This window comes from Neorhizobium galegae bv. orientalis str. HAMBI 540, from assembly GCF_000731315.1.
Taxonomy (GTDB): domain Bacteria; phylum Pseudomonadota; class Alphaproteobacteria; order Rhizobiales; family Rhizobiaceae; genus Neorhizobium; species Neorhizobium galegae.
The window spans coordinates 3,343,791-3,366,132 of the sequence record NZ_HG938353.1 but is presented as its reverse complement, the minus strand read 5'-3'; the positions used below and the strand labels follow the sequence as shown (position 1 = coordinate 3,366,132).

The following is a 22,342-nucleotide window of genomic DNA, read 5'->3' as shown; positions in this document are numbered from 1 at the left end:
CGTATATAAGCGGAGCATGGTTCAAAGAGCAGGCAGCGCCGATCTCCCGCTTCACGGCGGCCGGGTTCCCCGGTGGCTCGGCGAGCGCATGACCAAGCTCGGCGCCGTGATCACCCAGGCGATCGTCATCGAATACGGCCGCGACGAGCTTCTGCGGCGGCTGGCGCATCCCTTCTGGTTCCAGTCCTTCGGTTGCGTCATGGGAATGGACTGGCATTCTTCCGGTATTACCACCAGCGTTCTCGGCGCACTCAAGCGCGGGCTGACCCCGATGGCCGGCGAACTCGGCATCCATGTTTGCGGCGGCCGGGGCCAGAGCTCCCGCAAGACGCCGGACGAATTGATCGCCGTCGGCAACCGCGTCGGCATCGACGGCAGCAATCTTGCGACGACCAGCCGTCTGGTCGCCAAGGTGGACAGCGCCGCGGTGCAGGACGGGTTCGATCTTTATCTGCACGGGTTCATCGTCACCGACGATGGCAAATGGGTGGTGGTGCAGCAGGGAATGAACGGCGACAAGCGCCAGGCGCGGCGTTACCACTGGATCTCGGAGGGCTTGAAAAGCTTCGTCGATTCTCCGCATGCGGCCATCGAAGGCCGCGGGCAGGGCGAGATCGTCAATCTCGCCGACCACCGTGCCGAAGCCTCCCGCAAGGGCCAGCTCGACCTGCTCGCGACGCTCGGGCCGGACCGGATCGTCCGCGAGGTGATCGCCATCGAGCCGGCGCGCAAGGTGAAGGAACTGGCGCAGCCGATGCTGCCGCATCTGGTCATGCCGGCGCATCACGATGTCCGCGAGGAGGACGTCAACATGAGGCGGCTGCATGGCACGCTGGCGGCGGCGGCCGATCGAGGCCCGGAGGATTTCGAGAACCTGCTGCTGATGCCGGGCGTCGGAGCGCGGACGGTCAAGGCTTTGGCCATGGTCGCCGAGGTGGTGCATGGCGCGCCGTGCCGTTTTTCCGATCCGGCGCGTTTCTCGCTCGCCCATGGCGGCAAGGACCGGCATCCGTTTCCGGTGCCGCTGAAGGTCTATGACGAGACGATCAAGGTGATGAAGTCCGCGGTCGGCAAGGCCCGGCTCGGCCGCGAGGAGGAGCTGCAGGCGCTGAAGCGGCTCGATGACCAGGCCCGCCAGATGGAACGGTATGTGACCGGCCCGGACCTCAAGGAGATCGTCGCCGGCGAATTCCGCCAGTCGCACGAATGGGGCGGCCGCAGCGTCTTCGGCTGGGAGCCGCCGGCGGAGGAGACCGCCAATTTTCCGGGATCAGCTGATTACTTGAAGGGATCGTAACCGGGCTTTTTGTAGACAAGCTCCGGCTGCCCCTGGATATCCGGCACGTAGACCTTGTCCGTCCAGGCGTCCCTCGGAAAGTCCTGGATTGCGACCGACACGGAACTCTCGGCGGAGCCGAGGGCGGTCATGACCGCCTTGGTCACCTCAGCCGTCAGCGCCTGCTTCTGCTCTTCGGAGCGGCCCTCGATCATTTTGACGATAACATGGGGCATGTTGCGCTCCTCCGATCGGCAGTTTTCAAATCAACCGAGGGTTAGGATAGACCGTCTTGCTCCGGGAGATCAATCGGGAACTTCGCTCACGCCATCGGGGTTGTCGCGCGGTCTCTGCCAGTGGACGCGATGCGGCCGGCGAGGTCAGCGATACGGTCCATGGCGGTTGCAACCACGTCGTCCGGGACGGTTAGCGAGATGCGCAGGAAGCCTGCGGCCTGGTCGCCGAAGGAGGTGCCGGGCATGACGGCAACCTTCTCCTCGCGCAGCAGTTCCCAGGCGAATTCCTCGCCGTTAAGGCCGGTGGCGGTCACGTCGAGCAGGACAAACATTCCCCCTTCCGGCGGCATCGGCTTGACGAGATTGCTGCCGGCAAAGGCCTTCTCGACGATCGTGGCACGGCGGCGATAATTTCCCCGCATGACGTCGGCGGTGTCGAAATGCTGCGACAGCGCCATGGCGGTCATGTCGGAGATGAAGGGCTGCACGCCGAACAGCATGGTTTCGGACACCGGCAGCAGTCTTTCACAGAATTCTTCCGGGCCGGCGGCCCAGCCGCTGCGGAAGCCTGGGGCCGCGTGAGATTTCGAGATCGACGAGACTGCGATGGTGCGTTCGGCCAATTCCGGAATGTCGAAAGGAGAGGCGAACGGCGTGCCTTCGAAGATCAACTGCTCATAGACCTCGTCCGAGACGATCCAGAGGTCATGCCGGCGGCAGACCTCGCCGATCGCAGCGATTTCCGCGGCAGTCAGCACCGCGCCGGTCGGATTGTGCGGCGTGTTGAGAAGGAGCACGCGGGCCTCCGGCGTGATCGCCCGTTCGAGGTCCTCGGCCTGCAGGTGGAATTTCTTTTCCGGACGCAGCGGCACGGGGATCATGTGTGCGCCGGTGGACTGGATGACGCCTTCATAGGTCGCATAGAGCGGATCGCCGACGAGCACGCCGTCGCCGGCTTCGACGAGACCGGTCATGACGCCGTAGAGCGCGGTCTGGGTGCCGGGGAAGCAGAGGAAATTGCGCTCTGTGACACCTAGCCGGCGCTTCGAATATTTCTCGACCAGCGCCTTCAGCACCGGCGGCTCGCCGCGGCCGTTGGAATAACGGGTGCGGCCGGCATACATGGCGCGCGCCGCCTCGTCGAGCAGAGCCTTGTCCGGCTTGACGTCCGGCTCGCCGATGGTGAGTTCGATGATATCCTCGCCCGATGCCTGCATGCGGCGGGCTGTCAGGTGGAGTGCCCAGCGGCCGGAGCCTAGATGGGCGAGGCGGTCGGTGATCGAGGCATAACGCATCGGTGGTTCCTTTTGTTATCGTTGTTCGGCCGAAAGCTCGCCGGGCTGCAGGCGCAGCAGCGCTTCCACGGAGATCAGGGCATTTTCTGCGAGTTCGTGTTCCGCAAACGTGTCAGCTGCAAGCGTTCCCTCCAGCCAGAGGCCGTCGACGAGCGCGTTGACCCCGATTGCATAGGTGCGGCATTGGGCAGGGCTGAGAGCTCGCTTCTCCTCGACGAAGAAGGCGGACAGCAGCGTCTCCAGCGCCTCCAGGAATGAGAGGTAGTTTTCGCGGTGGATGGCGGCGAAGCTCTGGTCGATCTGGATATGGCTGATGAATGCGGCCCAGAGCGACAGCGTGCGCGGGTCGGTGACCGGCGGCGTCACGTTGGCGACGATGAAGCGGCGCAGGCGCGAGCGCGCCGTCTCGCCCTCGATCGCGGCAGCAACCGCCGCCTCGGTCATGCCGGCCATCACCTTGCGGTAGGCCGCCTGCAGCATCTGGTCCTTGCTGCTGAAATAGTGCCTGATCAGCCCGCCGGTGACGCCGGCGCGCATGGCGATCTGGCGGACCGTCGCGCCCTGGATGCCGAACTCGGCGATGCAATCGAGCGTCGCGGCAATCAGGTCCTCGCGCCGCTCGGCCTCGCTTGCCCTGTGGTAGGTGCGGCGGTTCACGGGTCATCTCCTGAGGAACGGGCAGGCCGTTTTTCGCACGGCGTCACGGCTTATTATACGCTCGAATAATTCGCGCAAGCAAATTCCTTCGACCGCGCCTCGTCGCCTGATCAGCGCCTTCCGCCGGCAAGCCGGACGGCTTCCGGCCTGCTTCGCAGGATCAGCATGGAAGCGGCGCCGAAGATCGGCCCGACCGCCAGCAACACGAATGTCCAACGCCAGCCGCCGAGAATTGCGGCCAGATGCGGCATCAGCCAGATCATGAAGATCGTCAGCGCGAAACCCATGCCCATCTGCAGTGATAGTGCCGTGCCGATGTAGTTGCGGTCGGCAAGTTCGGTGACAGCGGCCGAGAATTGCGCCGAGTCTCCGATGATCGAAATGCCCCAGACGATCACCACCAGCGCCAGCAGCCAGAAGGGGCCGTCGAAGACGAAGCCGATGGTCAGGGCGCAGAGGCCGGAGACAATCATCAGGCCGGCGGTGGTGGCGGTACGGCCAAAACGGTCCGAGAGCACGCCGCCGGCAAAACAGCCGAACACGCCTGATGCAACCGCGATGAAGGTGAGCAGCGAGGCCTCGCTGCTGATGCCGGTTCCACCCTTGTCGAGGGCTGCGGTCAGATAGGCGAGCAGCCAGGCCCACATGGCATAAAGTTCCCACATATGGCCGAGATAACCGCCGTTGACGAGCAGCAGGTTGCGGTCCTTCAGCACCCGGCCGATCTGGCGCGGATCGAACAGAGCCTTGCCGAACGGATAGGGGCCTTCACGGGTGAAGAGGAGGAGAACGACGGCGCCGACCAGCGTCGCACTGCTCGAAAGCAACACGACATTGTGCCAGTCAACGGCGGATGACATGCCGCGAAAGAGATGCGGCAGCGACGAGCCGGCGGTGATCGCGCCGATGACGCCGGCCAACGCCAGGCCTCGTCCGGAGATAAACCAGGTTGAGACGAGCTTCAGCGCCGGCGGATAAACGCCGGCAAGTGCGAAGCCGGTGACCATGCGGCAGAGGATGGCGCCGGCCGGGCCGGGTTCCAGAGCCAAGGCGGCATTGGAGAGCGCGGCAAGCAGGGCGGAGGCCGCCATCAGCCGGTTCATGCGGATGAGGTCCGGCAGGTTGAAGAGGCTTGCGGCCAGAGCGCCGATCACGAAGCCGATCTGCACGCCGTTTGTGAGCCAGGCGGCGGCATTTTCGGACAGCGACCAGGCGCGTTTCAGCTCCGGCGCGATCGCGTTTGCCGAAAACCAGCAGGAAAAGGAGAGCACGACGGCGAAGCACAGCAGCGCCAGCATCGACCAGCGGCCTTCGGCTGGCGTTTCCAGGGTCGTCGCGGTGCTCATAATTTTATCCCGTGATGCGGTATCTGGCGGCGATATGCCGGCTCGGCAGGCGCGGCGTTCCGAACAGCTTTTCACGGAACGGACCTTCGCGATAGCCGGTCTTGTAGAGGCCACGCTCCTGCAGGATCGGAATCACAAGCTCGATGATATCGTCGAAACATTCCGGCACAACGGTGCGCGACAGGTTAAAACCGTCGACGCCGGCCTCATCCATCCAGGCGACGAGATTGTCGGCGATCTGTTCGGCGGAACCGATCATCGGCGCCTGGCGGCTGCCGAGAACCATCTGGTCGAGCAGCTTGCGCTTGGTCCATTGCGGCCCGGCGGTGCGGGTCATCGCCTCGACATTGGAGACGATCGCCGAACTCTTGCCGGTCTCGATCGGTTCGTCGAGATCGTATTTTGCAAAATCGATGCCGAGCGAGCCGGCCGCATGCACGAGCGCGCCTTCGGAACTCGCATAGGCGCGATAATCCTCGAATTTTTCGCGGGCTTCCTTTTCGGTGCGGCCGGTAACGATCGTGGCGCCGACAAAGACTTTGACGTCCTCCGCGTTGCGGCCGTATTCGACGGCGCGAGCCCTGATGTCGTCGACGATGCCCTTGACGCCTTCGGTCTTCTGGCCGTTGACGAAGACGCACTCGGCGTGGGTGGCGGCGAACTGCCGGCCGCGGGTTGAGGAACCGGCCTGGTAGAGGACCGGTGTGCGCTGCGGCGAGGGTTCGCAGAGATGGATCGCCTCGATGCCGTATTGCTTGCCGCGGTGGTGCACCTTGTGGACCTTGGCCGGGTCTGCATAGACGTGATTTGCCCGGTCGAAGACCACGGCATCGTCTTCCCAGCTTGCCTCCCACAGCCGGTACATGACCTCCATATATTCGTCGGCGAGGTCGTAGCGGTCGTCGTGGGCGGCCATGCCGCCGAGGCCGATGGCCTTGGCGGCGCTGTCGAGGTAACCGGTGACGATGTTCCAGCCGATCCGGCCACCCGTCAGGTGATCGAGCGTCGACATGCGGCGGGCAAATACGAACGGCGGTTCATGGGTCAGGTTGGCGGTAACGCCAAATGAGAGATGTTCGGTGACCGCGGCCATGGCCGGCACCAACAGCAGCGGATCGTTGACTGGCACCTGTACGGCACCCCTCAAAGCCGCCGCGTTGCTGCCTCCGAAGACGTCGTTGACGCCGAGAACGTCGGCGAGGAATATGCCGTCGAACAGGCCGGCCTCCAGCCTTTTCGCATAGTCCGTCCAGTAGTGCAGTTGCGCATAACGGTGCGACTGATCGCGGGGATGTGCCCAGAGCCCCTGCTGGATGTGGCCGACGCAGTTCATATCGAAGGCGTTGAAACGGATTTCGCGTGTCACGATCTTCCCTTTGAATTCCCCATTGCCGACAAGGTTCGTCTCTTATAGGATGTTATCGTCCACTATAGAAGACGAACTTTGAAAGGCAAGCCGCTTGCAGCAGATGGAGAACGACCCGGTCCAGGCGATCGCCACTCGGCTGAAGATCGAGCGGGAGGCGCGGGGCTGGTCGCTCGCCGAGCTTGCCGAACGCTCGGGCGTGTCCAAGGCGATGATCAGCAAGATCGAGCGCAGCGAGGCGAGCCCGACGGCGACCGTGCTCGGCCGGCTCTCGGGCGCCTTCGGTCTGCCGCTTTCGGTACTGCTGGCGCTTGCCGAGCGGGCACAGGAGCGTGTCGCGCTACAGGCGGAACAGTCGGTCTGGACCGATCCGGAGACGGGTTATACGCGACGTGCAGTCTCCCCACCGAATTCGCTGCTGGAGCTTCTGGATGTGTCGCTGCCCTCAGGCGTCCGCGTGCCCTATCCGGCATCCGCCTTCGCCTTCCAGCACCAGCAGATCTGGGTGCTTTCGGGCCGGCTCGATTTCCAGGAGGGAGCGGTGACGCATCAGCTTACCGAAGGCGATTGCCTTCTGCTCGGGACGCCGGCCGATTGCGTCTTTTTCAATCCGGGCACGGAACCGGCGCGTTATGTTGTGGCGCTGACACGGCGTTAGGCGCCGAGCCAGAATTTAATGATCAGGCCGACGGTGCCGACCGTCAGGACGCCGGCGATCCAGAGAGCGACGAACCAGGCGAGCCGCCTGAAGGTTTCGCTGCCGGCCATCAGTGATAACCCTCTTCCGGATCGATCTTGCCGCGGAAGACCCAATAGGCATAGCTCGTATAGGCAAGGATCAGCGGCACGAGGATCAGCGCGCCGACCAGCAGGAAGCCGAGGCTTTCGTCGGGGGCCGCCGCATCCCAGATCGTCACGGATGTCGGTACGATATACGGATAGAAGCTGATGCCGATGCCTGCGTAGCCAAGTATGAAAAGGCCGAGCGCCGCAAGGAAAGGCCGGCTGTCGCGGTTGTTTTTCAGGCCCGTGAGCAGAAGCCAGAAGCAGCCGAGGACAAGCAGCGGCACGATGATGCTGAAGATCGCCGTCGGCCAGGAAAACCAGCGTTTCAGATAGAGCGGTTCGAGAAAGGGCGTCCAGAGGCTGAAGATCGCCATCGCGGCGAGCGTCGCGAGCGCTGCGATATAGGAAAGGCTGCGGGCCTTGTCGCGAAGGTCGCCCGTCGTTTTCATCACCAGCCAGGTCGAGCCGAGCAGTGCGTAACCGATGACGACCGCAAGGCCGGTGGCGATCGAAAACGGTGTCAGCCAGTCCCACCAGCCGCCGGAATAGGCGCGGTTTGCAACCGGAATGCCCTGTACCAACGCCCCGAGCGCGATCCCTTGGGCCAACGCCGCCATGAACGAGCCGCCGGCAAAGGCCCAGTTCCAGAGATATTGCGCCCGGCCGGTGCGCCAGCGGTATTCGAAGGCGACGCCTCGAAAGATCAGCCCGAGCAGCATGGCGATGATAGATGCGTAGAGTGCCGGCAGGATCGTCGCATAGGCGAGCGGAAAGACCGCCATCAGCCCGCCGCCACCCAGCACCAGCCAGGTCTCGTTGCCGTCCCAGACCGGTGCGACGCTGTTCATCATCACGTCGCGATGGCGCTTTTCCGGAAACAGCGGAAAGAGGATGCCGACGCCGAGGTCGAAGCCGTCGAGGATGACATAGGCAAGCACCGCAAAGGCGATGATGGCCGCCCAGATGAAGGGAAGGTCAATGACCATGACGGCCTCCTGCATGGAGCGATGCGACGTGTGGGGCGGGCGTAATGCCGGCGGTTCGGATCGGGCCTTCGCCGAGATCGCCGCTCGGATCGCGCGGCGGCCGGGACATCAGCCGCAGGATGTAGAAGGTGCCCGCGCCAAAGACGAGGAAATAGACGATGACGAAGGCGATCAGTGAGGAGCCTACAGCCGCCGCCGCGATCGGCGAGACGGAATTGGCGGTCAGCAGGTGGCCGTAGACCGTATAGGGCTGGCGGCCGACCTCGGTTGTCACCCACCCGGCGAGCACGGCGACGAAGCCGGCTGGCCCCATCACCATCGCGGCCCGGTGCAGCCATTCGGAGGTGTAGAGGCGGCCTCTCCATCGACAGTAAAGGCTCCAGAGGCCGAGACCCAGCATGGCGAAGCCGAGGCCGACCATGATGCGGAAGGACCAGAACACGATTGGTACCGGCGGCTGCAATTCGCGCGGCACCGTGTCGAGGCCCTTGAGCGGCGCATCGAGGCTGTGTTTCAGGATGAGGCTCGAAAGCTTCGGGATCTCGATTGCGTAGTCGATCCGTTGTTCGGCCTGGTTCGGCAGGCCGAAGAGGATCAGCGGCGCGCCGTCCGGATGGCTCTGGTAGTGGCCCTCCATCGCCATGACCTTGACCGGCTGGTGCTCCAGCGTGTTGAGGCCGTGCTGGTCGCCGGCAAAGATCTGGATCGGGGCGACCAATGTCAGCATCCACATGGCCATCGAGAACATCGTGCCGGCCCGCAAGGGGGCGGTGCGGCGCAGAAGGTGCAGGCCGCCGACCGCGCCGACCACAAGGGCGGTGGTCAGATAGGCGGCGAGCACCATGTGGACGAGGCGATAGGGGAAGGACGGGTTGAAGATGACCGCCCACCAGTCGGCGGGGATGAACTGACCCTTGTCGTTCATCGCAAAACCCTGCGGCGTCTGCATCCAGGAGTTGGCGGAAAGGATCCAGGTGGCCGAAATCAGCGTGCCGACCGCGACCATCAGCGTCGCGAAGAAATGCAGGCCGGGGCCGACGCGGTTGCGGCCGAACAGCATGATGCCGAGGAAACCGGCCTCCAGAAAGAAGGCCGACAGCACTTCGTAACCCATCAGCGGGCCGATGATCGGGCCGACCTTGTCCGAGAACACGCTCCAGTTCGTGCCGAACTGGTAGGACATGACGATACCGGAGACGACGCCCATGCCGAAGGCGAGGGCAAAAATCGTCTTCCAGAAGTCGAACAGCTCCAGATAAACGACCTTTTTCGTCCACAGCCAAAGACCTTCCAGCACAGCGAGATAACTCGCCAGCCCGATCGAAAACGCGGGGAAAATGATGTGGAACGAGACCGTGAAGGCGAACTGCATGCGCGCCAGCAGCGTCGCGTCGAAGGTCTCGAACATGGCGTATCCCTTTTCTGGCGCGGCCAATGGCCCACCCATCTCATCGGATGACAATCGGTGCGGGGCGTCAAGAGATCAATACGCGTGAATGCCGCGCGCCCCGATGCCGCAGTCCTGCGTCGGACCGCCACAGTGAACGAAAAAGCGCTTCCCGGTGAGGGGAAGCGCCAAGTTGGGGAGGGTACTTATGACAATGTCGACCGCGTGGAGGTCATGCGTCCGACCCGCGTTGAACCCGTGATCATGAGTTTTGTTCCTTCTTCGCTTTTCATTTCGCTTGGTCGCGACGGAACCTTCGTTAGCCGTCCCGGTTCGGGAATGAGCCACGAAAGGAGGATCACGTTTATGAGCAAAGCCGTAGAAACCACCGATCACAAGGAGATCCGGCAGTGGATCGAGGAGCGGGGGCGGCCATCCCGCCCGAGTGAAGGGCGCCAAGGAAGGCGGCATTCTGCGCGTTGATTTCGGGAAGCCGGAAGAATCCCTGGAGGGAATAGAATGGGGCGACTTCTTCTCGATCTTCGACAAGAACAAGCTTGTCTTCCTTTTTCAGGAAGAAACGGAAGCCGGTAAACCCAGCCGGTTCAACAAATTCGTGTCCAGCACGAAACACTGACGCCGCGGCCGAGACCGCGGTGCCGCAGAGCCAAGGAGGACGATTATGTCCACATCCAAACATTTCAAGACCCGCAAGCCGAGCGACGCCGATCTCAAGGAGGATCCCGGCATAGGCCAGTCGAAAGGGTTGAACCGCTTTACCGGTGCCGACGAGATCGCCGGCGAGAATACCGAGGAAGGCGATGTCGGCAACGACACGACCCGGTTCGGCGGCGTTGATCCCAACCAACGCGGCCGGGCGAACAAATGACCTCTCAAGGAGGATAGATCATGCAAGGCAACAAAACCCATCAGCAACAGCGCAACATCATCGAAAAGCGGGAAAATACCGCCAATGCGCCGAAGGAATTCGATCCCGGCCCCGACTTGCGGCGGAGCGAAGCGGCCAAGGATGCTTTCCGTCGCGGCGATAACCTGGACATGCGGGCTGCGGACGTTTCCCTCCATGACGACCCATCGATCATTCGCGGCCGCAACCAGGAAAGCGAGCACCACAAAGGCAGGGGCTCCTGACTCTTTTGGAGAGCGCGGAACGCAAACCCCATCCTCATAGTTGTCGGACGTCCGGCTGGTGATATGATGCAGTCGGGCTGGCATAAGAACCACGTGCGGTGGCAGGCGTCGTCGCACCATCCTGGGAGGATGATATGTTCGGTCTAAGCCCAACCTTTATCGATCGCGAGGACGCCGGAAGGCAATTGGCGGAAGCCATGCAGGCGGCGATGCCGCCGGATCCGATCCTGATGGCGCTGCCGCGTGGCGGCGTGCCCGTGGCCTTCGAAGTCGCCCAGCGGCTCGGCCTGCCGCTCGATCTTCTCATCGTCCGCAAGATCGGCGCGCCCGGTCATCCCGAATACGGCATCGGCGCTGTCGTGGATGGGCGTGAGCCGCATGTGATCGTCGATGAGGATGCCGCTCGCCGTTTCCATGTGCCGCCGGGCTATCTTGCGGCCGAGCGCGAACATCAGCTCGCAGAAATCGAGCGCCGACATCGGATGTATTTCGGCGAGGACGAGCCGAGCGAGCATGATCATACGGGTCGCGACATCATTCTCGTCGATGATGGTATTGCAAACGGCGTTTCGATCCGCGCCGGCATCCATGCGCTGAAAGACATGGGTGTAGCGTCGATCCGGATCGCGGTGCCGGTCGCGCCGCGTCTATTGCTGGAATCACTGCAGGAGGAGGTGGACGACATCGTCTGCCTGTCGGCGCCGGAGCGCATGGAAGCCGTCAGTCTGCACTACGGCGACTTCAGGGAGACGACCGACCAGGACGTGGTGCGCCTTCTGAAGGAGGCTCACCGGCTCAGCCGCACCCTGAGCCATTGAGGATCAAAGTTCGACAGTGACCAGAAGCGGCAGATGATCGGAGGCCCGGCGGGAAAGCGGGGTCGATACGACCTGCGTCGCAATCGGCGTGACTTCGCTGGAGACGAAGACGTGGTCGATCCTCAAAAGCGGCAGACGCGACGGGAAAGTGGCTTTGGGCCGTCCCCCGCTGACAAGCGGCGCGTCCGCCATCTGACGGGCGACGGCCTTGTAGGTCGCGGTCACAGGCGTGGCGTTGAAATCGCCGATCAGGATCTTCGGCTTGCCTTGGCAATCCGGTGCGCCCATCCAAACTGGGCCTAGAATTTCGCCGATCTGGCGCATCCGGTCGCCGCCCAGCAGGCCGAGATGGGTATTGAAGACCTGCAGCTTGTGCTCCCCGACCTCTATTTCCACCCAGACCGCCCCGCGCTGTTCGCCATGCGAGGGCAGGCCGGCACCCTTGATCATTCTTGCCGGCAGGGCGGTCAGGATCGCATCGCCATAACGCTCTTCGGCGACGTTGAGCGCTGCGTGGAAATGGAATTCCATCCGCAGAAGAGAGGCGATCGCATGCGCCTGATCTATCCCGCCGGTGCGGCTGCGGCCGACATCCAATTCCTGCAATCCGATGATATCCGGTTCCAGGGCCGCGATGACCTCTGCCACCCGGGCGGGGTCGAGCCGGCGATCGGTACCGATGCAGCTGTGCACATTATAGCTCAAGATTCTCAGGCGATGCCTTGTCTTCAAAGGCTGGGCCGGGGCGGGGCCGGCCTCGGCTGGCAATATCTGATCCGTCATGGCGCTGGGAACACCTCGGGCCCAGTTTCGTTCCCATTGTTATACAGCCGTTTACGAGAGGGACCATGATCGCCAGACGCCATCTGCTCAAGTTTCTGATCGGCGTTGCGATCTGCCTGGCGGCCTTCCTCGTCTATCGCAGTCTCGGTCGCTACACGGTCGACGAGATCGAGGAATCGGTCCGGTCGATCGCCGGTTTGCGGCTGGCGACTGCCTTCTTTTTCGTCATCCTCTCCTATCTCTGCCTTGGTGGGTTCGATGCGCTTGCGGTGCGGTATGCGGGCAAGCCGCTTCTCTTGCGCCAGACCTCGCTCGCGTCCTTCACGGCTCTGTCGATCGGTCACAATGTCGGGCTTTCCGCGCTCAGCAGCGGCGCCGTGCGCTACCGGTTCTACACGCGCTGGGGCCTGACTGGAGAGGACATTGCCAAGGTCATAGTGTTCTGCGGGGTGACCGTCGGCCTCGGTCTTGGAACGCTCGCCGGACTGGCGTTGCTGCTCCAGCCCGGTGACACGGTGGACCTGCTGGGCCTCGACCGCACGGCACGGCTGACGGTCGGCTTGCTCTGCCTCGCCGGTCCCGCCACCCATCTCATGGTCTGCGCCTTCGTGCGTCGCCCGCTCGTCGTGCGCAGCTGGCGTTTCGAACCGCCGGCGATACAGCTCGCGCTCGGCCAGGTCGCCATCGGCACGCTGAACTTCGCCTGCGTCGCGGCGTCCATCCAGCAGCTTCTGGCGAGCTTTACCGATGCCGGTTACCTGGATGTGGCCAGCGCCTACGTCACCGCCAACCTGGCCGCGCTGATCAGCCATGTGCCGGGCGGGCTCGGCGTGCTGGAGGCGACGATGCTCGGGATCCTGCCGACATCCGCGTCGATCGGTGCACTGGTCGCCTTCCGCGTGCTCTATTTTTTCGTGCCGCTCACGGTCGGTGTGCCGATGCTGCTCGTCACCGAGGCCTATTATCGTCATCGGGGCGGCAGGTTCCTAGAGCAGACGGTAATGTGACAGGCGGGCGAAAAGCCGCCGGAAACCGATCTTGATTTCCGGGATCGGCCAAAAGGGCTGTTTCGGATCGATGATCCCCGTGCCGACGAGGGATGCGGTTTCGCCTTTTTCCGTATCGACGTGGTAGCTCCGCAGGCCGCGGGACTTGACGTTCAGCCGATCGACGGCCGCCAGCATGGAGCCGGTTTCCGCGATGATCCGCGCAACTTCCGCCGGTTGGGCATCGAGGTGTTCGGCGATCAGCTCGTTGCGCAGTGCCGCGATCGCCTGTCGGCCCGCCGGTTGAGAGGTTTCGATCGCAAGGTCCGCCTCCGTGTCCAGGCCTTCCGAGCGATTGTTGAGATTGGAAGAGCCGACGCGCACGAACCGGTCGTCGACGATGATCAGTTTGGAGTGAACGATGATCTCCTGCTCCCTGCCGTCGCCGTCGGAAACCACGGCATAGAAAACCCGCAGCCGTCCATAACGATCCGCGCGCTTCAGGCGGCGGATCAGCCGGTTGCGGTTGTGGCCCATCATCAGCTTTTCCAGGAAGCCGTGGGATTCGCGCGTGACGATCACGAGGATTTCAGGGCCGTCTGCTTTCCTCAACTGTCTGGCAAGCGTCCGCGCCACGCCGAAGGAGGCGAGATACTGGGTCTCGATATAGAGGTGGCTTTTTGCCGCCTTCAGCGCGTCGTGGGTCAGCCGGATCGCCTCGCGGTGGCCGCGGCGGCCCTTCCATTTCCACGCTTCAGTCAGCGCCAGACCGGTGTTGCAGTCGGTCAACGCCGGCTCCAGGTCTGCTGGCCAGGGAGGCGCGCTGTGCGTATCAAGTGGCGCAAGCGTTTCTCGGGTCGCCTTCTTCCACCGGCGGCGGGCGACATCGCCGATCAGCTTTGCCGTATCACCGGTCACGATCGCTTGCATGTCGTGGACGGGGCCATAGGCGGTTCCGTCCGGAGCCCGGCGAAGCGGGTTGACTATTGCGTGGCTGCGGTCGTCCCAGCGACGGGCGGTCAGGTCGATGCCGCCGAGGAAGGCTGTCCCGTCGTCGATCACGACGATTTTCTGGTGATGGCTGGCGCGCAGCGGATGATCGAAATCGAAATGCAGGAAAATGCGCGGATGATCGTTCCAGCCCATCCTGCCGAACATCTTCAGGCTCTTGCCGGAGTAGACCGGGCCCATGCCCCAGACCAGGATGCGGATTTCAAGCGAAGGTTTTTCCTCGACCATCCTGTGCAGCAGCGCGCCGAGGGTCTCTCCGTCCGGACCGCGAGGAAGAAGGAGAATGTCGGGATTGAAATCCCAGCCGATGATGAAGACCGAATGTTCCGCCTGCCTCAGCACCTGATCCAGTCGGCGGTAATAGTCGTCGGCATCGATCAGAAAGGCGAGCTTTTTCGCCCTCGCGCTACGCCACGCGTTGCGGCCCGGTCGGATGATCGGGTCGAACACGAATGACGTTTTTAGGGTCTGGAGTGATTGCGTCGTTGCGTCCACCTGCGCCACCTCGTCATAGGATGACAGATGAACGCGCGGATTTTACCCTTTGTTCCAAGGTCGAGTTCATGTGCCGACCCGGGGGGATGCAAGGTGAGGCGTTATTCGAGAACTGTCTGCTGAGCTGGATTGGGGGCAACGAAACCGTTGTTGCCGTCTCCCAATGCCTCCATCGCGACGATGAGCCCGAGGAGGATGAGAATTGCGGCGCTCAGCAGTTTCCAAAGCCCGCCCGCCATCTGTCTCTGGCTATTCTCGCCCTGCATTTCTCTACGGTCTGAACGCGTTTGGCTATGGATGTTCATGGTCGATCTGCCGGCGCTTTTGGCGCCGGTACCTCTTCAACTGAAAGCCAGGTTGCCGGGCGGCATATAGACTGGCGGATTGGGATTTTCATCCGGATTGGGCAGCGGCGTCTCGTCCGGCAGCCGGTCCGGTTCCGGTTCGCCGATCGGGGGTTCCGGTTTCCAAACAGGAGCCGGCATAGGCGGCCGTTCGCTGGGTTCGCGAGGATCGGGTATCATGGAAAACTCCCTGTTACTCATTCCACAACCGCCCGGCATGGCGATTGTTCCTCGCGAATTACCCTACCGGTTGGTGGAACCGGTGCTCGTCGGATCCGTGCCGAGAGCCGGTGCTGGTGCCAGCTTCTGCGCGGTATCGTTCGTCGCCGGAGGTGTCGGCGCCTGTGCCGTATTATCCGACGTGCCGGTGAAATAATAGCCGACAGCCATCAAGAGGAGCACTATAATAATGCCTCCGATGATCGAATTTGCCCTCGTCTCGCGTGACATGACCTCGCCTCCAGGCTCGTGAAGCTATCGCCGGACAATTCGTGAATGGAGCAAATGTTCCGACGCGTTGAGGCGAAGAGGAACTTCGGATGCTTTCAGGGGTTGAATCCGGCCATCCTGCCATTCATCCGCGTTCCAGGGGGCTACCGATTTGCGAGGAGAAGCGAATGACCCATGCCCGAGACAACTTCCTTGCCTGGCTGCGTGCGGCGCATGCCATGGAGGAACAGGCAATCGTCACGCTCTTCGCTCAATCCAAGCGGATCGAGAGCTATCCGGACCTCAGGGCCAGGATCGTCCGGCACCTACATGAGACGGAGAAACACGCCCAGGCGCTGAAGGCGCTGCTGGATCAATTTTCGGGAACCGGCAGCGCTTTGGCGCTCAAGGACATGGCGGCCAAGCTGGCGGCCAAGGCACAGGGCGTCGGCGGCATGTTGACCAGCGACGAGGTGGTCAAGGGAGCGATGGCAAGTTATGCCTTCGAACACATGGAGATCGCCAGCTACAGGGTTCTGATTGCAGCGGCCGACGAACTCGATGAAATGGAAGCAAAGACCGTCTTCGAACGCATTCTGGACGAAGAGATCGCTATGGCGGACTGGCTGGAAGCCAATCTTGATGCCATCACCCGCGTATTCCTGATGCGGGACGAGCGGGACCTGATGGCCAAGAGATAGTGTGAAGCGCTGAAGGTGAAGAATGCCAGCCGCTGCGACGGCGGCTGTCACGCGATGTCAGGTTCTTAAGGGTGCATCCGGGTCCAGATGGACCTGCAGATCTCGTGGGTCGCGCACACCCTGTTGATAAAGCTGAATCATCTGTGCTGCGAGATTGTTTGCGGCGAGGCTGCCGCCGGCAAGTCCACGCTCTGCACAGATTTCGTCGAACAAGCGTTGAAGGAATGCCAATTCCGTGGGTTCGAAAGTATTGGTCAGGATTGCTGCGTTCATATTTTCAGCCTCCCCAAATCGCGGCGAAAGCGCTTCCTATCGCCAGCGCGCGATCTTTCCTTTGCCGACGATAGCCAAAGATTACTACTTCTCTTCCACTTTGCAAGGGCCGGAAAGCTGAATGGCGCCGGCTGTCAGGGCTTAAAATCTTTTTCAAGCAGTCGTGAATATAGGTGCTTTTTCAGTCGCTAAGATGATTCGACTCGTGATCGTGAAACTGCTCGGTCTGTACCATTTTGCTGTCCAGTCCGCGTTCCCTCGAATGCTGCGCCTTGTCGCGGTTTGACAGCACTTTGTTTTCAGGAAGAGTCCTCTTGTCGATGTCCGTCATGGCGCCGTTGCCGCTGCTTTTTCCCTGCGTTCCTGCGCCCATCCGTTTCGAACTGGCTTTGGCCATGGGATCTGCCTCCTGTTTCTGTTTTGCTCATCAGGCAAAACCGCGCAGGAGAGTTTTTGATCCGCGAAAAAATCGGATAGAAGGAATGTGAATGATCTCTCTTCACAGATTTTAAGATTTCAGCCCTAGGTTCCGGTCATGAGGCACGAATTCAGCTCCGCTTTTCCAGAAGCTGCCGATACGCTAAATCCTTCGGGGATGCGGATCCTCCAGCTCGTCACCCATGACAAGATGGGTGGCGTTCGGACACTTGTGCAGATGGTCGAAACCGGATTGCATGCCCGCGGTTTCGACGTGCAGACCCTGTCTCTCGATACCGGTCACGGGACGGTCGCCACGCTTCGCAATCTTGCGCGCCTCGCATGGGCCATCCTCTCCCGAAAGTACGACGCGATATTCACCTACCAGGCTGCGGCTTCGGTCTTTGGCGGATTCCTTGGCTTTCTCGGCCGGGTGCCCGTGCGCGCTGCCCATCACACCGCAGCGCCCGAGGGTATTCGCCGGCATTGGAAGGCACTCGACTGGCTGTTCGGCTCGACGGGAATCTTCACCCATTTCGTATCCAATTCCGTATCGACCAGCGCTTCGTTCGGCAAATGGCCGGCCGCCTACCGGCGGCGTTTCATTCTGATCCCGCACGGTGTCGATCCCATTCCGCCGGCGCGTGCAGCGGTCGACTGGCGGCAGCGCCTTTCCATTGCGCCGGACGCATTCTTGCTGGTCGCGACCGGCAGGCTGGTGGATCAGAAAGATCATGGCGTATTGGTGGAGGCGCTCCGGCTGCTGCCGGGAATGCATCTGATCATCGCCGGTGATGGCCCCAACCGCGCGGCGCTTGAAGACAAAGCGCGCGCCCTCGATGTGGCTGAACGCGTCCATCTGGTGGGCTCCATCGATCGGGATGAACTCGGTGACATCCTCACGACCGGCAATATCTATGTGTTTCCCTCGATCTGGGAGACTTTCGGCCTTGCAGGGGTCGAGGCTTCGATGGCGGGGCTGCCGGTTGTTGCGTCCGATCTCCCGGTTCTGCGCGAGGTGCTTTGCATCGGCGACGAGCATGAAAACGTATCCATGACGCGGTTCCATCCGCCCTGCGATGCGACCGGTCTTGCCGATGCGGTCAAGGACCTCGCTGCGAATTATCCGGACGCGCAGCTTCGCAGCGATTTCGCGCGATTGCATCGCGAGCATCACAGCCGGGAGCTGATGCTGGAGCGGTATACGAATTTCCTGCGCTCCGAGGCCGGCTAGCCCCGTCGCGGATAAAAACGCTGAAGCAGCGAACGGGCATCGAACAGGTTCCAGCGCAGGGCGATATAGGCGCTGGCGATGCCGATCAACACGAAGTTGATGGCGCTTGCAACCGGCTCCCCCGCCACGAGCTGGACACCCTTACCGACGGCGACGAGAGCTATGCCAAGCGCCAGCAATAGGCTGCCCCGCGGCAGGTCGAGAGGCATGCGCAGGTTTCCGGACGCGTAGATCAGGCAGATCAACAGCGCCGCTGCCTGCCCAAGCGTGAAGGCGATGGCGGCGCCCATTGCGGAATATGAAGGGATAAGCAGGTAGCTCAGCGTACCGGTGACCGCCAGCATCGCGACCGAAGCGACCAGTTCCAGGTTCGTTGTCCCGCTGAAATAAATCACCTGGCCGAAATAGTGGGAACGCATGACGAGAAGCGCATTTGCGACGAGCAGGATCGGCATGATCTGGGTGACGACCGGCAGATAGCTGGGAGCCAGGAGGACCGCAAAGACGACGTCGCCGAGCAGGATGAATGATACCGTGCCGAAAATAACGATATAGCACTGGGTAATGAAGGCGCGCTTGAGGGTATGGCGCGCGTCGGAGCCCTTTCCCTCGGTGTGAAGGTTCTTGGCGCTTGAAATATATCCCGCGCTGATCGCCTCGGCCAGGACCAGGAAGGTCTGCTTCATGAGGTCGAGCACGGTCCCGTAAGGCGCGACGGTGCTGGTGTTATAGAGTCCCGCCAGCAGCAATCTATCGACATTCATGGCCGCTGCGGAGGCGCCGAAGGCTATGGCAAGCGGCCAGCCGTAGCGCCACATCCTGCGCACGTCGCTGCTCCGCGGCCAGACGAAGCCGGACGCCCATATGGTGCGGCTGAAATGCCGGAAAACCGGCACGGAGCCCAGCGCATAACCCAGCCCTACGCCCGCCAGCAGCGCGCCGGGCGTCTCGAATTCGAGCACGGCGATGAAACCGAACAGCAGGGAGAAGACGCTGCGGGCGATGGTCGCGATGGCAACAAGCCGGACAAGAAGGTGGGCGCGGCTGATTTCGACTGCGACAAAATACAAGGTGAAGCAAACCACCAGCAAGCTGCTGCTGGCCGCGACATCGGCATGCAACGTTCCAAACAGGTAGAACAGGTATATGGCGCCGACCGCCGGCAACATCACGATTCCTGAAACCAGCAGCAGCGCACCGGCGAGCCGATCGGCTTCCCTCGGGTCGTATCGTCCGAAATGCGCGAATACGATCCACTGGACGCCGAGGCTGTAGACCATCATGCAGATCGAAAATCCGATAATATACTGGCCGTAAACGTCGGCGCTGGTCATGCGCGTGAAGATGGAAACCGACACGAGATTGATGATGGCCGAGGTCGCCCGCGAGGCTAAATACACCGAGGCATGTCTATCGCTCAATTTCGTCGCCCAATAATATGCATTTGGTCAGAATTAACCGCTAACCCTCTAGGGTAGGCCGGATCGTTGCCGGGAGTGATGCAGATCCTTCCTTAGCAGGAACAAACGCAATAATCATAGGGCATGTGATGATTATGAATAGCTCTCGGATTGTTGATCCGATCGCAGCCCGGATTTGTTTTCTCGTTCGCGGTTTCGATGGCGGTGGTGCTCAGCGTGACGCCATCCTGCTGGCGAACGAATTGCAGGCCCAGGGATTTCCGAGCGCAATCGTCACGCTTCAGAGTTCGGGTCCCTTGCGGGAGCTGATTCGCTCCGACGTGCCTGTCATCGATCTCGGCAATGGCCGCAAATTGCGCCTTGCCTTCGCGTCCGCTGCATTGAGACGGTTATTGGTCACGGGGCGCCCCAGGGCGCTGGTGTCTTCCGAGGCGGCGGCGAATGTTCTGGTGATCCTGGCCTCCCGAGGGCTTGCGAAGGAAACGCGGCCGTCGATCGTCTTGCGGGAGGTGGCAAGCCCCTTGCAGGCGCGAACAGGTGATCCCTACTGGCAGAACCGGCTGGCCTACAGGCTGATCCGATTTGCCTATCCGCGCGCCGATCTCGTGCTGACGCTGACGGCGGGTGCGCGAAACGATCTCATCGACCGTTTTGGGGTGCCGGCGGCGAAAGTCGCCAATCTTGGAACCAATGCCGTTCTGACACCGCAGATGCGGCGGCGGATTGAACAACTTGGCCGCTCACCGGAGCCTGGCCTCATTGTTTCGGTCGGCAGGCTCTCTCCGGAAAAAGGATACGCGACGCTGATCGAGGCCTTCGCGCAACTCAGGCGGACGCGAGCCGCGCGGCTGACGATCGTCGGAGAAGGTGATGAGCGCGGCAATCTGGAAGCCTTGATCGAAGCCAGGAACCTGTCGGCGGATATCAGCCTGCCGGGACACAATCCGGACCCGTTGTCAGTCGTATCGCAGGCTTCGCTTTTCGTATCGTCCTCTTCGCACGAGGGGCTGGGGAACGCCCTGATCGAGGCGATGGCCTGCGGCGTGCCAGTCGTCGCGACGGATGCGCCTTATGGGCCGCGCGAGATCCTGGAAGGCGGCAGGCTTGGGCGGCTGGTGCCGGTCGGCGCCGCCGGCGCGCTTTCGCAGGCCATGGCCATGACGCTCGAGCAGCCGCTTGAAAGCGCAGTTCTCCAGGCCCGCGCGGCAGAATTCAGCGTCGAAAAATCGGCCGAAAGGTTCATTCATCTTCTTCAGGCCGCAGGGATAGCGGGAAGTGCCGTTTCTGCGGTGCCTGAGGTTGAGACAACCGTAAGTATTTGAGGTTATGTTTTCAGGCTGTGGGAGATCCGACTGCAATGGATGGGGGTAAATGAAAAAGCCGAAACTCTGGGAAATGTCCGGTTCGGAGATACTGGCGGGCGTATCCCGCAAGCTCGGGCGGCACGTCTATTTTCGCCCGCACCTGTTGAAACTGGATGCACCCGTCGTTGCTTTCACCTTCGACGATTTTCCTGTCTCGGTTTTCGAGAATGCCGCGCCTGCTCTTGAGGATGCGGGCATGCTCGGCACTTTCTACCTTGCAAGCGGGCTGATGCAACGCGTCGAAAACGGCCAGTTGATCGTCGATCAGGAGATGGTTGCGACACTTTCGGGCAGGGGACACGAGATCGGCGGCCACACGCATGGCCATATCAACGTCCAGAAAACGCCCCGTCGGGACCTGATGGCCGATGTCAGGCGGAATGATGAAGAGATCGCCCGGATCGTCGGCTCTGCAAGGCCGGTTTCGTTCGCTTATCCTTTCGGGATGATTTCGGTTCCGTCCAAGCTGGCGCTGATGCATCACTATCCTGGCCTGCGGGGCATCAAGGTCGGCACCAATTCCGGCCTCATCGATCTCGCCCATCTGAAAGCGCAGGAACTCTATGACTGCAGCAACGATTCATCGTCGATCGACAGGATGCTGGACGATGTCGAGCGGCGCTGCGGCTGGCTGATCTTCTATACCCACGACGTGCGCGAGGACCCGACGAATATCGGCTGTTCGCCGGCTTTCTTCTCGCAAGTGGTCGACAAGGTGCGCCGGCGCGGCATCAAGGTCGAGAGCGTGATTGATACGCTGAAGCGGATCGGCGTCGCCTGAAAAGGGCCTCCTCCCGCGCCTCTAGCGCCGGTCGGCCGTGAGATCCTTGTATACAGCCCAGCAGAATGCCCAGGACGTGATGAAATAACGCCGTGCCAGGCGGCGCGGTTCTGTCGCGACGCGCCAGAGGAATTCCAGCCCAGCTTTCCGCAGGAAGACCGGAGCACGCGATTTGACGCCGGCATAGAAGTCGAGCCCGGCGCCAAAACCGAAGCCGTAGCAATCGGGAAGATCGGCGCGGTGCTTGTCCATCCAGATTTCGGATTTGGGCGCGCCGATGCCGAAGAAGACATGGGTCACCCGGTTTTCCCGAAGCTTGGACACCAATTCCCGGCCAAACACCTCGTTTCGCTCGAAAGCCGGGGGTGCCGTGACGATGAGGTGTTCGGAAAAGCCGAGCGCGCGCAGTTTTTCGTCCAGGATAGCGGCCGTGGTTTCGCTCGAGCATAAAAGCAGGGGCCGGTGAATGCCCGGCTTCAGGCGTTCGATGATTTCGGGAAACAGATCGGCGCCGGTGATACGGCCGGGGACGTCGAGCCCACGCAGCCGCGCATAGAGGAAGACGGGGGCTCCATCGACCGTTGTCAGCCACGCCTTGTCATAGGCGGCTTTGAAGGCGGCATTCCTGTTCAGTTGCACGATGTGATCGAGATTGGCGGTCACCAGTAGCCGCAGGCCTTCTCCCGCAGGAACCGGTTCAGTGACGATGGCATCGACGATCCTGCCGGCGTCCCAGGTGGAGAACTCGATGCCGAAGACTGAGGCTCGCCGTTGTTTTGCAGGTGCTTGCTCAGACAT

Annotated in this window: 26 protein-coding genes and 1 pseudogene; 11 read left to right on the top strand and 16 right to left on the bottom strand. The window is 62.0% G+C overall.

Annotation, left to right across the window (positions count from 1 at the left end; all coding sequences use genetic code 11):
• The first annotated feature begins 16 nt into the window (after positions 1-16).
• Positions 17-1,297: a DUF763 domain-containing protein gene (locus RG540_RS16650; RefSeq protein ID WP_051909481.1), complete on the top strand. Its 1,281-nt coding sequence runs from the start codon at positions 17-19 to the stop codon at positions 1,295-1,297.
• Here the strand turns inward: RG540_RS16650 and RG540_RS16645 are convergent.
• The 5 genes from RG540_RS16645 to RG540_RS16625 all read right to left on the bottom strand — a co-directional run bounded on the left by RG540_RS16645 (position 1,279) and on the right by RG540_RS16625 (position 6,176).
• Positions 1,279-1,512 carry a tautomerase family protein gene (locus RG540_RS16645; RefSeq protein ID WP_038590168.1) on the bottom strand — a complete coding sequence of 78 codons (234 nt, stop codon included), beginning with the start codon at positions 1,510-1,512 and terminating at the stop codon, positions 1,279-1,281. The two genes, RG540_RS16650 and RG540_RS16645, sit on opposite strands and share 19 nt — an antisense overlap.
• Positions 1,513-1,598: 86 nt before the next feature.
• On the bottom strand, positions 1,599-2,807 hold the full coding sequence (locus RG540_RS16640; RefSeq protein ID WP_038590165.1) for a pyridoxal phosphate-dependent aminotransferase: 1,209 nt from the start codon (positions 2,805-2,807) through the stop codon (positions 1,599-1,601).
• 15 nt (positions 2,808-2,822) lie between these two features.
• Positions 2,823-3,464 (bottom strand): TetR family transcriptional regulator C-terminal domain-containing protein, encoded by a 642-nt coding sequence (locus RG540_RS16635; protein ID WP_038545783.1) that lies wholly within the window; start codon positions 3,462-3,464, stop codon positions 2,823-2,825.
• A 110-nt stretch (positions 3,465-3,574) separates the two neighbouring features.
• The gene (locus tag RG540_RS16630; RefSeq protein WP_038590162.1) at positions 3,575-4,810 is read right to left on the bottom strand and encodes an MFS transporter; all 1,236 of its coding nucleotides are present in this window, start codon (positions 4,808-4,810) and stop codon (positions 3,575-3,577) included.
• Between the two features lie 4 nt (positions 4,811-4,814).
• The gene (locus tag RG540_RS16625; RefSeq protein ID WP_038590160.1) at positions 4,815-6,176 is read right to left on the bottom strand and encodes an LLM class flavin-dependent oxidoreductase; all 1,362 of its coding nucleotides are present in this window, start codon (positions 6,174-6,176) and stop codon (positions 4,815-4,817) included.
• 103 nt (positions 6,177-6,279) lie between these two features.
• Between RG540_RS16625 and RG540_RS16620 the strand changes: the two genes are divergently transcribed.
• The gene (locus tag RG540_RS16620; RefSeq protein ID WP_038590157.1) at positions 6,280-6,834 is read left to right on the top strand and encodes a helix-turn-helix domain-containing protein; all 555 of its coding nucleotides are present in this window, start codon (positions 6,280-6,282) and stop codon (positions 6,832-6,834) included.
• A 109-nt stretch (positions 6,835-6,943) separates the two neighbouring features.
• Here the strand turns inward: RG540_RS16620 and cydB are convergent, their stop codons facing one another.
• Positions 6,944-7,948: a cytochrome d ubiquinol oxidase subunit II gene (gene cydB / locus RG540_RS16610; protein WP_038590151.1), complete on the bottom strand. Its 1,005-nt coding sequence runs from the start codon at positions 7,946-7,948 to the stop codon at positions 6,944-6,946.
• A complete protein-coding gene (locus tag RG540_RS16605; protein ID WP_038590148.1) occupies positions 7,938-9,356 on the bottom strand; it encodes a cytochrome ubiquinol oxidase subunit I in 1,419 nt (472 codons plus the stop codon). The genes cydB and RG540_RS16605 overlap by 11 nt, the downstream gene beginning before the upstream one ends.
• A 345-nt stretch (positions 9,357-9,701) precedes the next feature.
• Between RG540_RS16605 and RG540_RS16600 the strand changes: the two are divergent.
• The 4 genes and pseudogenes from RG540_RS16600 to RG540_RS16585 all read left to right on the top strand — a co-directional run bounded on the left by RG540_RS16600 (position 9,702) and on the right by RG540_RS16585 (position 11,305).
• Positions 9,702-9,972 (top strand): annotated as a pseudogene (locus RG540_RS16600) (hypothetical protein).
• A 45-nt stretch (positions 9,973-10,017) separates the two neighbouring features.
• On the top strand, positions 10,018-10,224 hold the full coding sequence (locus tag RG540_RS16595; RefSeq protein ID WP_038545756.1) for a hypothetical protein: 207 nt from the start codon (positions 10,018-10,020) through the stop codon (positions 10,222-10,224).
• 20 nt (positions 10,225-10,244) lie between these two features.
• Complete coding sequence (locus RG540_RS16590) at positions 10,245-10,487, top strand: hypothetical protein (RefSeq protein WP_038590147.1); 243 nt, start codon at positions 10,245-10,247, stop codon at positions 10,485-10,487.
• Between the two features lie 134 nt (positions 10,488-10,621).
• Complete coding sequence (locus RG540_RS16585; protein WP_038590144.1) at positions 10,622-11,305, top strand: phosphoribosyltransferase; 684 nt, start codon at positions 10,622-10,624, stop codon at positions 11,303-11,305.
• Between the two features lie 3 nt (positions 11,306-11,308).
• Here the strand turns inward: RG540_RS16585 and RG540_RS16580 are convergent, their stop codons facing one another.
• Positions 11,309-12,088, bottom strand: coding sequence for an endonuclease/exonuclease/phosphatase family protein (locus tag RG540_RS16580; RefSeq protein ID WP_046599986.1), 780 nt, complete (start codon positions 12,086-12,088; stop codon positions 11,309-11,311).
• A 65-nt stretch (positions 12,089-12,153) separates the two neighbouring features.
• Here RG540_RS16580 and RG540_RS16575 point away from each other — a divergent pair, with 65 nt between their 5' ends.
• On the top strand, positions 12,154-13,095 hold the full coding sequence (locus RG540_RS16575) for a putative bifunctional lysylphosphatidylglycerol flippase/synthetase (protein ID WP_038590142.1): 942 nt from the start codon (positions 12,154-12,156) through the stop codon (positions 13,093-13,095).
• Here RG540_RS16575 and RG540_RS16570 read toward each other — a convergent pair.
• The 4 genes from RG540_RS16570 to RG540_RS16555 all read right to left on the bottom strand — a co-directional run bounded on the left by RG540_RS16570 (position 13,075) and on the right by RG540_RS16555 (position 15,374).
• Positions 13,075-14,580, bottom strand: coding sequence for a phospholipase D-like domain-containing protein (locus RG540_RS16570; protein ID WP_038590139.1), 1,506 nt, complete (start codon positions 14,578-14,580; stop codon positions 13,075-13,077). The two genes, RG540_RS16575 and RG540_RS16570, sit on opposite strands and share 21 nt — an antisense overlap.
• A gap of 101 nt (positions 14,581-14,681) precedes the next feature.
• Positions 14,682-14,885 carry a hypothetical protein gene (locus RG540_RS16565; RefSeq protein WP_038590136.1) on the bottom strand — a complete coding sequence of 68 codons (204 nt, stop codon included), beginning with the start codon at positions 14,883-14,885 and terminating at the stop codon, positions 14,682-14,684.
• Positions 14,886-14,921: 36 nt separating this feature from the next.
• A complete protein-coding gene (locus RG540_RS16560; protein WP_162182818.1) occupies positions 14,922-15,101 on the bottom strand; it encodes a hypothetical protein in 180 nt (59 codons plus the stop codon).
• Positions 15,102-15,167: 66 nt separating this feature from the next.
• Complete coding sequence (locus RG540_RS16555; RefSeq protein WP_038590130.1) at positions 15,168-15,374, bottom strand: hypothetical protein; 207 nt, start codon at positions 15,372-15,374, stop codon at positions 15,168-15,170.
• A gap of 167 nt (positions 15,375-15,541) precedes the next feature.
• Between RG540_RS16555 and RG540_RS16550 the strand changes: the two genes are divergently transcribed.
• Complete coding sequence (locus RG540_RS16550) at positions 15,542-16,054, top strand: ferritin-like domain-containing protein (protein ID WP_038590127.1); 513 nt, start codon at positions 15,542-15,544, stop codon at positions 16,052-16,054.
• Between the two features lie 57 nt (positions 16,055-16,111).
• Here the strand turns inward: RG540_RS16550 and RG540_RS16545 are convergent, their stop codons facing one another.
• Positions 16,112-16,327: a hypothetical protein gene (locus RG540_RS16545; protein ID WP_038590125.1), complete on the bottom strand. Its 216-nt coding sequence runs from the start codon at positions 16,325-16,327 to the stop codon at positions 16,112-16,114.
• A 181-nt stretch (positions 16,328-16,508) separates the two neighbouring features.
• Complete coding sequence (locus RG540_RS16540) at positions 16,509-16,724, bottom strand: hypothetical protein (RefSeq protein ID WP_038590122.1); 216 nt, start codon at positions 16,722-16,724, stop codon at positions 16,509-16,511.
• A gap of 138 nt (positions 16,725-16,862) precedes the next feature.
• Between RG540_RS16540 and RG540_RS16535 the strand changes: the two genes are divergently transcribed.
• Positions 16,863-17,978 (top strand): glycosyltransferase family 4 protein, encoded by a 1,116-nt coding sequence (locus RG540_RS16535; protein ID WP_080724967.1) that lies wholly within the window; start codon positions 16,863-16,865, stop codon positions 17,976-17,978.
• Here the strand turns inward: RG540_RS16535 and RG540_RS16530 are convergent.
• On the bottom strand, positions 17,975-19,399 hold the full coding sequence (locus RG540_RS16530; protein WP_151044436.1) for a lipopolysaccharide biosynthesis protein: 1,425 nt from the start codon (positions 19,397-19,399) through the stop codon (positions 17,975-17,977). The two genes, RG540_RS16535 and RG540_RS16530, sit on opposite strands and share 4 nt — an antisense overlap.
• A 134-nt stretch (positions 19,400-19,533) precedes the next feature.
• Here RG540_RS16530 and RG540_RS16525 point away from each other — a divergent pair, with 134 nt between their 5' ends.
• Together RG540_RS16525 and RG540_RS16520 are read left to right on the top strand one after the other, a co-directional pair.
• Entirely contained in the window at positions 19,534-20,721 is a 1,188-nt protein-coding gene (locus tag RG540_RS16525) for a glycosyltransferase (protein WP_051909475.1), read from the top strand.
• A 49-nt stretch (positions 20,722-20,770) separates the two neighbouring features.
• Positions 20,771-21,544, top strand: coding sequence for a polysaccharide deacetylase family protein (locus tag RG540_RS16520; protein WP_038590117.1), 774 nt, complete (start codon positions 20,771-20,773; stop codon positions 21,542-21,544).
• Between the two features lie 21 nt (positions 21,545-21,565).
• On the opposite strand, the gene RG540_RS16515 is transcribed toward RG540_RS16520, so the two are convergent.
• Positions 21,566-22,342 (bottom strand): WecB/TagA/CpsF family glycosyltransferase, encoded by a 777-nt coding sequence (locus RG540_RS16515; RefSeq protein ID WP_051909472.1) that lies wholly within the window; start codon positions 22,340-22,342, stop codon positions 21,566-21,568.

Bases quoted from the DNA above. Each gene is read 5' to 3' on its own strand.
- RG540_RS16650 (WP_051909481.1), top strand. From the start codon at position 17: ATGGTTCAAAGAGCAGGCAGCGCCGATCTCCCGCTTCACGGCGGCCGG.
- RG540_RS16645 (WP_038590168.1), bottom strand. From the start codon at position 1,512: ATGCCCCATGTTATCGTCAAAATGATCGAGGGCCGCTCCGAAGAGCAG.
- RG540_RS16640 (WP_038590165.1), bottom strand. From the start codon at position 2,807: ATGCGTTATGCCTCGATCACCGACCGCCTCGCCCATCTAGGCTCCGGC.
- RG540_RS16630 (WP_038590162.1), bottom strand. From the start codon at position 4,810: ATGAGCACCGCGACGACCCTGGAAACGCCAGCCGAAGGCCGCTGGTCG.
- RG540_RS16620 (WP_038590157.1), top strand. From the start codon at position 6,280: ATGGAGAACGACCCGGTCCAGGCGATCGCCACTCGGCTGAAGATCGAG.
- cydB (WP_038590151.1), bottom strand. From the start codon at position 7,948: ATGGTCATTGACCTTCCCTTCATCTGGGCGGCCATCATCGCCTTTGCG.
- RG540_RS16605 (WP_038590148.1), bottom strand. From the start codon at position 9,356: ATGTTCGAGACCTTCGACGCGACGCTGCTGGCGCGCATGCAGTTCGCC.
- RG540_RS16595 (WP_038545756.1), top strand. From the start codon at position 10,018: ATGTCCACATCCAAACATTTCAAGACCCGCAAGCCGAGCGACGCCGAT.
- RG540_RS16590 (WP_038590147.1), top strand. From the start codon at position 10,245: ATGCAAGGCAACAAAACCCATCAGCAACAGCGCAACATCATCGAAAAG.
- RG540_RS16585 (WP_038590144.1), top strand. From the start codon at position 10,622: ATGTTCGGTCTAAGCCCAACCTTTATCGATCGCGAGGACGCCGGAAGG.
- RG540_RS16580 (WP_046599986.1), bottom strand. From the start codon at position 12,088: ATGACGGATCAGATATTGCCAGCCGAGGCCGGCCCCGCCCCGGCCCAG.
- RG540_RS16575 (WP_038590142.1), top strand. From the start codon at position 12,154: ATGATCGCCAGACGCCATCTGCTCAAGTTTCTGATCGGCGTTGCGATC.
- RG540_RS16565 (WP_038590136.1), bottom strand. From the start codon at position 14,885: ATGAACATCCATAGCCAAACGCGTTCAGACCGTAGAGAAATGCAGGGC.
- RG540_RS16555 (WP_038590130.1), bottom strand. From the start codon at position 15,374: ATGTCACGCGAGACGAGGGCAAATTCGATCATCGGAGGCATTATTATA.
- RG540_RS16550 (WP_038590127.1), top strand. From the start codon at position 15,542: ATGACCCATGCCCGAGACAACTTCCTTGCCTGGCTGCGTGCGGCGCAT.
- RG540_RS16545 (WP_038590125.1), bottom strand. From the start codon at position 16,327: ATGAACGCAGCAATCCTGACCAATACTTTCGAACCCACGGAATTGGCA.
- RG540_RS16540 (WP_038590122.1), bottom strand. From the start codon at position 16,724: ATGGCCAAAGCCAGTTCGAAACGGATGGGCGCAGGAACGCAGGGAAAA.
- RG540_RS16535 (WP_080724967.1), top strand. From the start codon at position 16,863: ATGAGGCACGAATTCAGCTCCGCTTTTCCAGAAGCTGCCGATACGCTA.
- RG540_RS16525 (WP_051909475.1), top strand. From the start codon at position 19,534: ATGAATAGCTCTCGGATTGTTGATCCGATCGCAGCCCGGATTTGTTTT.
- RG540_RS16520 (WP_038590117.1), top strand. From the start codon at position 20,771: ATGAAAAAGCCGAAACTCTGGGAAATGTCCGGTTCGGAGATACTGGCG.
- RG540_RS16515 (WP_051909472.1), bottom strand. From the start codon at position 22,342: ATGTCTGAGCAAGCACCTGCAAAACAACGGCGAGCCTCAGTCTTCGGC.